At 73.0% G+C, this 10597-nt stretch carries 11 protein-coding genes; 7 read left to right on the plus strand and 4 right to left on the minus strand.

The annotated features are described in order from the left end of the window. The first annotated feature begins 2 nt into the window (after positions 1-2). From ACWGIF_RS30970 to ACWGIF_RS30990, 5 genes are all read left to right on the plus strand, one after another. Positions 3-677, plus strand: a complete 675-nt coding sequence (locus tag ACWGIF_RS30970; RefSeq protein ID WP_453502430.1) for an AIM24 family protein — start codon at positions 3-5, stop codon at positions 675-677. A 14-nt stretch (positions 678-691) separates the two neighbouring features. Continuing rightward, positions 692-1543, plus strand: coding sequence for an ATP-binding cassette domain-containing protein (locus ACWGIF_RS30975; protein ID WP_453502431.1), 852 nt, complete (start codon positions 692-694; stop codon positions 1541-1543). Beyond that, complete coding sequence (locus ACWGIF_RS30980) at positions 1540-2190, plus strand: ABC transporter (protein ID WP_453502432.1); 651 nt, start codon at positions 1540-1542, stop codon at positions 2188-2190. The genes ACWGIF_RS30975 and ACWGIF_RS30980 overlap by 4 nt, the downstream gene beginning before the upstream one ends. A gap of 176 nt (positions 2191-2366) precedes the next feature. Beyond that, entirely contained in the window at positions 2367-3533 is a 1167-nt protein-coding gene (locus tag ACWGIF_RS30985; RefSeq protein WP_453502434.1) for a serine hydrolase domain-containing protein, read from the plus strand. A gap of 57 nt (positions 3534-3590) precedes the next feature. Beyond that, positions 3591-3782 (plus strand): hypothetical protein, encoded by a 192-nt coding sequence (locus ACWGIF_RS30990; RefSeq protein ID WP_453502435.1) that lies wholly within the window; start codon positions 3591-3593, stop codon positions 3780-3782. Between the two features lie 9 nt (positions 3783-3791). Here the strand turns inward: ACWGIF_RS30990 and ACWGIF_RS30995 are convergent, their stop codons facing one another. The 4 genes from ACWGIF_RS30995 to ACWGIF_RS31010 all read right to left on the minus strand — a co-directional run bounded on the left by ACWGIF_RS30995 (position 3792) and on the right by ACWGIF_RS31010 (position 7900). Further along, positions 3792-4712: a polysaccharide deacetylase family protein gene (locus tag ACWGIF_RS30995; RefSeq protein WP_453502436.1), complete on the minus strand. Its 921-nt coding sequence runs from the start codon at positions 4710-4712 to the stop codon at positions 3792-3794. Positions 4713-4809: 97 nt separating this feature from the next. Beyond that, positions 4810-5766, minus strand: coding sequence for a PPK2 family polyphosphate kinase (locus ACWGIF_RS31000; RefSeq protein ID WP_453502438.1), 957 nt, complete (start codon positions 5764-5766; stop codon positions 4810-4812). Between the two features lie 64 nt (positions 5767-5830). Continuing rightward, entirely contained in the window at positions 5831-7174 is a 1344-nt protein-coding gene (locus ACWGIF_RS31005) for an alkaline phosphatase PhoX (protein ID WP_453502440.1), read from the minus strand. 135 nt (positions 7175-7309) lie between these two features. Continuing rightward, positions 7310-7900, minus strand: a complete 591-nt coding sequence (locus tag ACWGIF_RS31010) for a hypothetical protein (protein ID WP_453502442.1) — start codon at positions 7898-7900, stop codon at positions 7310-7312. 246 nt (positions 7901-8146) lie between these two features. Between ACWGIF_RS31010 and ACWGIF_RS31015 the strand changes: the two genes are divergently transcribed. Further along, complete coding sequence (locus ACWGIF_RS31015; protein ID WP_453502443.1) at positions 8147-9460, plus strand: cytochrome P450 family protein; 1314 nt, start codon at positions 8147-8149, stop codon at positions 9458-9460. Between the two features lie 39 nt (positions 9461-9499). After that, positions 9500-10582, plus strand: coding sequence for an amidohydrolase family protein (locus ACWGIF_RS31020; RefSeq protein WP_453502444.1), 1083 nt, complete (start codon positions 9500-9502; stop codon positions 10580-10582). Positions 10583-10597 lie beyond the last annotated feature (15 nt).

Below are 10597 nucleotides of genomic sequence, written 5' to 3' on the forward strand. Positions count from 1 at the left end.
GCATGAAGAGTGATCTTTTCGCATCCGAGAACCTGGCCCAGGCGGCCGTCACCCCTGGCATGAGCCTGCAGAACGCCAAGTCCGTCAGGTACAACGTCAACGGGGAGATGCTGGCCCGGCAGGGCTCGATGGTCGCCTACCGCGGCAACCTCCAGTTCGAGCGCAAGGGCCAGGGCATAGGCGGCATGCTCAAGCGCGCCGTGACGGGCGAGGGCCTGGCTCTGATGTCCGTACGCGGCCAGGGCGAGGCCTGGTTCGCCCACCAGGCGGGCAACTGCTTCGTCATCGACTTCGAGCCGGGTGACGCCCTCACCATCAACGGCCGCAACGTGCTCTGCTTCGACACGACGCTGGCCTACGAGATCAAGATGGTGAAGGGCGCCGGCATGACCGGCGGCGGCCTCTTCAACAGCGTCTTCACCGGCACCGGCAAGCTCGCCGTGGTCTGCGACGGCAACCCGATCATCATCCCGGTCACCGCCCAGGCCCCGGTCTACGTCGACACGGACGCGGTGGTCGGCTGGAGCGCCGCTCTGGAGACCGGCCTGCACCGCTCCCAGTCGGTCGGCTCGATGATCCGCGGCGGCTCCGGCGAGGCGGTCCAGCTGATGCTGCGCGGAGAGGGCTTCGTCATCGTCCGCCCGAGCGAGGTCACCGAGACGGCGGCGGCGCACTGAACGAGCCGACCGGAATGCACCTGACCGGCGTGGGCCGCCGCTACGGACCACGGCGGCCCTGGGTGCTGCGCGGGATCTCGCTGGAGCTGCCACGCGGCGCCCTGGTCCGGGTCGAAGGCGGCAACGGCGGCGGCAAGTCCACCCTGCTGCGGCTCGTCGCCGGGATCGACGCACCGACCGAGGGACGCGTCGGCGGCCGCCCGCGCCGCACGGCCTACGTGCCCGAGCGCTTCCCGGCCGCGCTGCCGCTCGGTGTCGCCTCCTACCTGACCCACCTTGGCCGGGTGCACGGGCTCCCGCGGGCCGAGGCGGCCCGGCGCGCGGGGCACTGGCTGGAGCGGTTCGGGGCCGCCGGGCACGCCCGCACCCCGATGACCGAACTGTCCAAGGGGACCAGCCAGAAGGTCGCCGTCGCCCAGGCCCTGCTGGCCGAACCGGGGCTGCTCGTCCTCGACGAGGCCTGGACCGGGCTGGACGCCTCCGCCCGGACCGAGTTGGACCTCGCGGTGGCCGAACGGACCGCCGCCGGAGCCACGGTGGTCTTCGTCGACCACGACCCCCGGCGGCTCGCGGGCGCGCCCGACGCGCAGTACCGGGTCGACGGCACGTCGCTCGTGCCGGTGCCGGTGCCGGTGCCGGTGCCGGTGCCGGTGCCGGCGCCCGTGCCGTCGCCCGGGGCGGCCCGCGTACGGATCCGGGCCGCCGGACCGCCCGGATGCCCGCTGCCGCCGGGCCTCGACGGCGTGCCCGCCCCGGACGGCGGCGTCCTGCTGACCGTGGACGCCGCCCGCACCGACGAGGTGCTGTGCGTCCTGCTCACCGCCCGTCCGCCCTGGCACGTCCGCGCCGTCGAGGAGCTGCGGTGACCGCCCTGCTCCGCTACCAGAGCGCCCTGCTGCTGCGCTCGCAGCGGTGGCTCGCCCCCTTCTTCGTGTACGCCGCCTTCGTGGCCGTCGGGATCCGGCCGGGTGAACCGGTGCTGGACTCCCTCGGCTACGCGGCCGCCGGCCTGGTGCCTTCGGCCGTCTGGCTGGTCCGGATCTGCGTCACCGCCGAACCCGACGCGGCGCGTGACTGCGCGGCCGCCGCGGCCGGTCCCGCCCGGGTGCACGCGGCGGCCCTGCTCACCGGCCTCGCCGGGGCGCTGCTCGCCGGAGCGGCGGCAGCCGCCGTGGCCCTCCTGCTCGGCGACCGGGCCGGACTCGACCCCGCCGCGACCGCCCTGGCCGGAGCCCTGGCGGTGGCCGTGTGCGCGCTGACCGGCGCCGCCGTGGGGGCGCTGTGCAGCAGGCCGCTGGTGCGGCGCCGCGGTCACGGGGTTCTGGCCGGGACCCTCGGCGCCCTGTCGGCCTGGGTGCTGGCGCCCTCCCCGGCTCGCGGTGCGGTGTCCGAACTGGTCACGGGGGCACGCTCGGGTAGCGTGCCCCTGCCGTGGTCATCCCTGGCGGGTGCGCTGATGCTGGCCGGCGCGGCGGGCGCGGTGGCCTGTCTGGCCGCGGTGCGGCGCGGCTAGGACGTGTCCTTCGGATCGCGCCGGAACGTACCGGCTGAGGTAGCGGCGGAGGGGTGCCGGGGGGTAGCCCTACCTCGCTCCGGGCCGCTAGCAGGATCGTCCGGGACGGCCGCATCCGGACAAGCTGGGCCTGGCCCATCCCGCTGGTTTCCCCATAGATCCGGAGGAGTTCACTCGTGCGTGAGCAGGCGTGGCAGAGGTTCCTTTCGTCCTGGCGGCAGGGGAGCGGCCGGCGCAGAGCCCTGCCGGTCGCGGCCGCGGTGGCCGCCGGCGTCTTGACGCTGGGCGCCCCCGCCCCGCCAGCGGCCTTCGCCGCCAGGCCGGACACCGTGCAGCAGGGCCTGGACGCGCTGGTGCACTCCGACGGCCTGCCCGCCGCGCTGGCGAGCGTCAAGGACCGTGAGGGCCGCATCCGTACCTACACCGCAGGCGTGGGCGACCTGGCCACCGGCGCGAAGGTGCCGAAGGACGGGCAGGTGCGGATCGGCAGCACCACCAAGACGTTCACCGCCGTGGTGGTGCTGCAACTGGTCGGTGAAGGGAAGATCGGCCTCGACGTCCCGGTCGACACCTATCTGCCGGACCTCGTCCGCGGCGAGAGGATCGACGGACGCCGCATCACCGTCCGTCAGCTCCTCCAGCACACCAGCGGACTCCCCGAGTACGAACACCTCGTCGACGAGGACATCCGCCGGCACCGGTACTTCGAACCCCGCGACCTCCTCGACATCGCCCTGCGGCACCCGGCCGGCTTCGACCCCGGGACGGCATGGGCGTACAGCAACACCAACTACGTGGTGGCCGGCCTGATCGTCCAGAAGGTCACCGGCCGGCCCCTCGCCGAAGAGGTGGACCGGCGCGTCGTCAAGCGCATCGGCCTGCGCCACACCTCCTTCCCCGCCCCCGGTGACATGACCGTCGCAGAGCCCCACCCCCGCGGCTACCACCGGGACGCACCGGGCGAGCCCCTGCACGACGTCACGGAGACGGACCCCTCCGCGGCCTGGGCGGCGGGCCAGATGATCTCCACCAACTCCGACCTGAGCCGGTTCTTCACCGCGCTCCTGTCAGGCCGTCTCCTCCCGGCGGCCCAGCTGGCCCAGATGCGCACGACCGTCCCCATCGGGGACACCGGCGCCGGCTACGGACTGGGGATCATCAGCAGGCCCCTGTCGTGCGGCGGTGTCCACTGGGGCCACGGCGGGGACATCCTGGGATACGAGACCCGGGGCGGAGTCACCGACGACGGCCGCGCCGCCCACGTGACGGTGACCGCCATACCGGCCGACGGGGCGGCCACGAGGCGTCTGGAGAAGGTCGTGGACACGGCGCTGTGCCGCTGAACCGCGCCGCCCGGGGATCCCTCCGGCGCGACGGTGGCCCCGGGTAGGCTCGTACGCATGGACCAGCCGCACGGCACCCCGTCGTACTGCCCCGCTCCCGCCGCCCCGGCCGGGCGGGTGCCGGGGCCGCCGTACGCGGACTGCCTGGAGTGCGGCAAACCCACCGAGTACGGGGTCGCGACCCCCGGCGTGGTGCTCTGCCCGGTGTGCGAGTGGCAGGACGCGCAGCGCACCGCCTGCTCCGGCTGAGGGCCCCGGTCACTTCCCGACGAGCTCGGAGACCTTCACGAACCGGTAGCCGCGCTTGCGAAGCTCCGGGACGATCTTCCGGACGGCCTCCTCGGTGACCGGGGCGGCGCTGCGCGTGCAGTGCATGACCACCACCGAGCCGGGCTTCACCCCGGCGAGCACCTGCTCCGCGACTGCGTCCGGGTCGCTCGCGAAGGCATCCCCGCTGACCACGTCCCACTGGACGGCCGTGACGTCGGCCGTGGACAGGGCCCGCAGTGCCTGGTCGTCGTAGCAGCCGCCGGGGAAACGGAAGTAGGGGACGGTGTTGACCGCCCCCGCCTGCCGGAAGGCGGCGAAGGCCCGGTCCACGTCGGCGCGGGCGGCGGCGCCGTCGAGCGCGGGCAGCCCGTAACAGGGGGACTTGAAGGCGTGGTGGCTGTACGAGTGGTTCGCGATCTCGAAGTTCGGGTCGGTGCCGATCGACTTCGTCTGGTCCGGATACTCCTCGGCCCAGCGGCCCGTCATGAAGATCGTCGAAGGCACCTTGAGGGTGCGCAGGGCCGAGATGAGCCCGGGGTTGTCGAACTGCTCCCCGCCCGCGGCGCGCGGTCCCTGGTCGGAGGTCATGTCGGCGTCGAAGGTCAGCGCCACGGTCTTGTCCGTCTGCTGCTTCGCCCGCTCGAAGACCGGGGTCAGGCCGTTCGGGCCGATGGCCAGCGTCGGGGCCTTGGCGGGCCCTCCTGCCTGCGGGGCTCCGGCCTGCGGGGCGGAGGGCGCGCTGCTCTGCGGGGACGCGGCGGATGTGCCGGGGGCCGAGGCGGCGGGGGTGCCCATACGGGCTTCGCGGCCGGCGTCCGACGGGCCGGCGCCGTCCGCGCATCCCGCGAGAGCGGCGCCCAGCACCGCCGTGCCGACCGTGGCGGCTACTTTTCGTGCGGAAATGGTCACGTACGCAAACTATATGACTATCTGATGAGGCGTTTGCGCGACAGGCGGTCAAGGGCGGGCGGTCGTTCCCCGGATGATGGTCGCAGGCGCGGGCCGCTCACCCCGCCAGCAGCCGCCTGCGGCACTCCTCGACGTCGAAGCCGGCCTTCGGGTACTGCGGGCCGATGGCCTCCAGGTGCTCCAGCAGGAGCCTGCTCACCGCCCAGTTGCGGTACCACTTGCGGTCCGCGGGGACGATGTACCAGGGCGCGGCGTCGGTGGAGCAGCGCTCCAGCGCCAGCTGGTACGCCTCCTGGTACGCAGGCCACATGCTGCGCTCCTCGATGTCGCCCGGGTCGAACTTCCAGTGCTTCTCGGGGTTGTCCAGGCGCTGCAGGAGCCGCTTGCGCTGCTCCTCATAGCTGATGTGGAGGAAGACCTTCACCACGCTCACGCCGTCGTCCGCGAGGGACTTCTCGAACCGGTTGATCTGGTCGTACCGGCTGTCCACTTCACTGCGCGGCGCCAGCCCCCGGACGCGGGCGATCAGCACGTCCTCGTAGTGGGACCGGTCGAAGATGCCGATCTCGCCCGGCTCGGGGAGGGACTTCTCGATGCGCCAGAGGAAGGGGTGCCGCCGCTCCTCGGGGGTGGGCGCCTTGAACGCCCGGAACCGGCAGCCGGAGGGGTTCAACGGGCCGATCACGTGCTTGACGGTGCCGCCCTTGCCGCTGGTGTCCATGCCCTGGAGGACGAGCAGGAGACGGCGGCGGTCGCCGGCGGTGCTCGCCGCGAAGAGCCGTTCCTGGAGGGAGGCGAGCGGCTGCGCCATCCGGGTCGTGGCCGCCGCCGCGGCCGCCTTGTCGGCGGGGCCGGCGGGGATCGCGGCGGGGTCGAGGCCGCTCAGGTCGGGCCGTTCGCCCGGCGGTACACGCAGCAGCTCCCGCAGCGGGGCGCCCACGACCCCGGCCCCGGCGTCCGCCTTGGCAGGCGTGGCGGGTTTCGCCGCCTTCCGCTGCTCGCTGTGCTGCTCGCTGTGCTGCTCGCTGTGCTGCTCGTTGTGCTTCCCGGCCATCGCCGACCACCCCGATCCCGTCGCCTCCGTCCGATGGTCCAGCAGATCGGACGGGAGCGCGAGGTCAGTGCCAGGGCCCCGTGACGGCGAACGTGGTACCCGGGGCGTAGGCGTTGAGGTACATGGTCAGTCCGTCGGGGGAGAAGGTGACCCCGGCGAACTCGCCCCACTCCGGGGCTCCCGGCCGCCCGATGTCCTCGGCGTTGCGGGCCATCGGATAGACCTCGCCGCCCACCGTCACGCCGAGGACGTACTGCGCCCCGCCGCCGTCCTCGCACACCATCAGGCCGCCGTCCGGGGTCAGGCAGATGTTGTCGGGGGAGTCCCCGGGCAGTGCGATGTCGGCGGCCGGGCCGAAGAGCACGTCCAGCCGGAGCCGGGCGCGACGCGGATCGTAGAACCACACCTGCCCGTGGTGGTCGCCGGACGCTCCTTCGCTCCTGCGGGCGAAGCTGGAGACGAAGTGGACGCCGGAGCCGCCCCAGTAGCAGCCCTCCAGCTTCTGCGCGTGGGTGATCCCGCCCGGCCCGAAGTCCTGGAGCCGGATCGGGGTCCGGGCCGCCGAGGGGTCCGGTACGGGCACCCACTCCACCGGGAACTCCGCGCCGGGTTCGTCCACCGCCGCCAGGTCCGCCAGCCCCGGTACGCGCAGCGCCTCCAGGGTGCCCCCGGCCCGCAGGGAGCCGGGGCCCCCCAGCGGCCGGGCGGGCAGGAAGCGGTAGAAGAGCCCGAACGGCTCGGTGAAGGCGTCCTCGGTCTCGTAGACCACCCCGCGGTACGGGTCCACGGCGACGGCCTCGTGCGCGAAGCGGCCCATCGCGGTGAGCGGGACCGCGCCCGAGCGGCGCGGGGCGGCCGGGTCCACCTCGAAGACGTAACCGTGGTCCTTGGTGTAGCCGGAGGTGCCCGCGCGGTCCTCGGTCTCCTCGCAGCTCAGCCAGGTGTGCCAGGGGGTGCGGCCGCCCGCGCAGTTGACCGCGGTACCGGCGAGGGCGACCCGTTCGCCGGTGACCCGCCCGGCCGCGTCGAGGTCCAGGGTCGTGCAGCCGCCCAGGGCCCCGGGATCGTACGTCAGTCCCGGCACGGCGGGGACGCGCAGCGCGGCGGTGGTGCGGTTCTCGTGATTGCGGACCAGCCGGACGCGGCCGCCGCCGGCGGCGAAGGCGGCCATGCCGTCGAAGTTGGCCGGGACGGTCCCCTCACCGGAGCGCAGCGGATCACCGGCGCGCGAGAGGACGCGGTAGGTGAAGCCGGCGGGCAGGTCGAGCAGCCCGCGCGGATCGGCCAGCAGCGGCCCGTACCCCCGCTTGGCCCCGGCGGCGGGCGAGCCCCCGGCGAACAGCGCCCCGAGCGCCCCGCTGAAGGCGATCGCGCCGGCGGCGAGCAGGCTGCGTCGGGTGACGGACATCGGCGGCTCCCGGGGCGGCGCGAGGCGGGCGGCGTCAGGCGGATGGCGGCGAGCGGCGAGCGGCGAGCGGCGAGCAGCAGGCAGTGGCGAGCAGCAGGCAGGTGGCGGCGGGTGGGCGGCGTCAGGCGCCCCGCGTCAGGCGGCCGGTGCGGGGCGGGTGGTGCCCGGAAGGCACCTCACCGCCGGGTTGAAGGTCGCGAACAGCCCGCTGGGGTTCTTCTTCCACAGCCACAGGTGCAGGGCGTAGTGGACCGGCTGGCCGGGGAAGTTGCCGGGCTTGGGACCCTTGAAGGCGGTGCCGAACAGCGTGGGGCGGTCGTCGTCCGTCGTCAGCTTCTGGTCGCGGTCGTAGACCAGCCACTGGACCCCGACGAGGCGTTTGCCGCCGCGCCCGTCGTCCTCGTAGTACAGCGCGGCGGGCTTCGCCGGGTCGACGGAGTTGTCGTACTCGTGGTTGAAGTGCGGGTAGCCGAGCGCGCCCGATCCGCCCGCCCTGTCGAAGACGCAGTACTTGTCCGGCACGTAACCGGCCTCGACGGCCTTGGCGTGCACGTGGTACGGGGCGGTCGCCGCGTACGCCACCGCCCGGTCGGCCGAGGCCCGGCCGGCCAGGGCCCGTTCGGTGGTGCCCGGGCCGGCGGCGGTGGACGAGGCGGCGGGAGCGGTGACGGCCGCCAGGACGAGCGAGGCGGCTGCCGTGAGGGCCAGGGCGAGACGTCGGGCCATGCGCGGGCTCCTTGTGGACGGGCTGGCTGGTGGCACCAGCAGCCCTTCCCCGGTCTGCCGCACCCGCCACACACTCGGCCCGGACGGCCGACCGCCGTTCGGCTGACGGTCGGCCGGAGCCCCACCCGGACGACCCCGTACCCGGCCCCGTCGCCTCACTCGAACGCGAACGGCGTCGTTTCGCGGTCCACCCGCACAGGGAACCCGTGTGTCCGCAGAAGTCGAGTGCGACGGAGGGTGCGAACCATGGCGCAACAGGATGCGGCACCGAACGGCGGCGGAGAACTGCACGACATCGTGTCGGCCGTGTCCCGGGGGGCGCCGGAATACCGGCAGTGCCCCCACCCCATGTACGCCGTACTGCGCGAGCAGGCACCGGTGTGCCGGCTTACCCCTCCACACGGGATCGACACCTACCTCATCACCCGTCACGACGACGCCCGCGACGCGTTGTCGGACCCGCGCTTCAGCAAGGACATGCGCGGTGCCATCGACACCTACCACGCCGTGTACGGCAGCTTCTTCGACGCGCTCGACGACAACGTGCTGTTCTCGGACCCGCCGCGGCACACGCGGCTGCGCCGGATCCTCCGGAGCGCCTTCACCCCCCGGCGGGTGGAGCAGATGCGCCCCAGGATCACCGAGATCGCCGAGGAGATCCTCGGCGAGTGCCGGAAGGCGGGCACGGTCGACCTGATGGCCGAGTTCGCGTTCCCGCTGCCCATCGCGGTCCTGTGCGAGCTGATGGGCATCCCGCCGCAGGACCGTCCGGAGATCCTGGAGCAGTTCGCGGTGGTGACGCGCTCCCGGTTCGATCCCACCAGGAAGGCGGAGCTCAAGGCGGCCGGAGAACGTCTGCAGCACCGGCTGGAGCGGCTCATCTCGGACACGCGCGACCACCCGTCGGACTCCTTCCTCGGCGACCTCGTCCAGGCGGAGGAACAGCTGGAGGATCCCGAACTGGTCGCGTCGCTGTGGGTGCTGTTCTTCGCGGGCCACAAGACCACCGCCTACCAGATCGGAAATTCCGTCCTCAACCTGCTGCTGCGCCCCGACCAGGCGGCGAAGCTCCGCAAGGACCCCCGGCTGATCCCGGGGGCGGTCGAGGAGATGCTGCGCTTCGAGGGTTCGGTGGAGACGTCGACCTTCCGGTACGCGGCGGAGGAGGCCCGGATCCGGGACACCGTGATCCCCAGGGGCTCCCTGGTGCAGATCGCGATCTCCTCGGCCAACCGGGACCCCGAGAAGTTCGCATCCCCCGACGAGATGGACGTGACCCGCGAGGGACTCCAGGGGACGCACCTGGGCTTCGGTCACGGAACCCACTACTGCCTGGGGGCGCCGCTGGCGCGGCTCGAACTCGAGATCGCGCTCGCCTCGCTCCTGCGGGAGTTCCCCGACATGAAGCCGGCGGACGGGGAGGAAGCCGAGGGAGCGTGGCTCAAGGGACCGGTGGCGGCGTTCCGGGGGCTGGAACACCTCCGGATCGTGCTGGATCCGTCCCGCCCGGACGGGGACCCCGGTGAGCCGGCCCTGGCCTCCGTGGCCTCCGGAAAGTAACCCAGACCCGATGGGCGGTGGACCGACATGACGGATTCCATGAGTACCCCCGGGCTGCGCCTCCTGGGAACACCGGCGAGCGAACTGCGCATCGCCGCGGTGGGCACCAGCGAAGTCATCCGGGTCGCGCGGGGTTCCTCCACACCGCGCTCGGACACGGCGGGCTCAGCCCATTCGAAGATCGACATGCATCACCACTACTGCGCGCCGCAATGGCGTGAGTGGGCCGTGCACCACGGGCTGATCATGGAGGAACAGCTGCCCCCGTGGACCCGGCTCGACGTCGCGGCCGCAATCCGCTTCATGGACGACGCGGGCATCACGACCGCCGTCCTCAAGCCGATGCTGCCGGCGCGCTACCGGTCGTCGGCGCAGCTGCGCGAAGCCGTCAACATCACGCTGCAGTCGATGATCGAGGTGGCGCAGTCGCATCCCGGAAGGTTCTCGTACTACGTGCCCCTCTTCCTGGACGATCCGGAGGCGTCGTCCTGGGCCGTGCGCCGCGGGCTGGGGCAGCTCGGCGCCGTCGGTGTGAACGTGACGGCCAACTACGGGGGCGTCTACCTCGGGGACCCCTCCTACGACCGGCTGTTCCACGAGCTGAACGAGTTCTCCGCCGTCGTGGACACCCACCCGCACAACCTTCCGGGCTGCCCGCCCGGAGCGTCGACCGTTCCGGGCATCCCGAACTTCATGTGCGACTTCCTGCTGGACACCACGCGGGCCGCCGTGAACATGATCGGCAGGAGGACGCTGGACCGCTTCCCGAACCTGTCCGTCGTCCTGCCGCACGCCGGCGGCTTCCTCCCGTACATCGCCACGCGCCTGCAGGCCCTCGGACGGTTCTGCGAACCACGGGTCGAACCCGCCGCCGTCCGCGACCACCTGAGCCGCTTCTACTACGACACGGCCGGTCCCATGGCGCCCGCGGCGACCCTGCTGGAGCATGTGCCGGCCGATCACATCCTCTTCGGCACCGACTGGCCGGCCGCCCCCGCCGACACGGTCACGGACCTGGCATTGCCCGCGCTGGACGCCGACCCGGCCTTCACACCGGAGCAGCTGCGGGGGATCTACCACGACAACGCGATGCGCCTGATCCCGCAGCTGGCGAACGTCTGACGGGGGTGTGCGGGC

The organism is Streptomyces sp. NPDC054849, assembly GCF_053610945.1.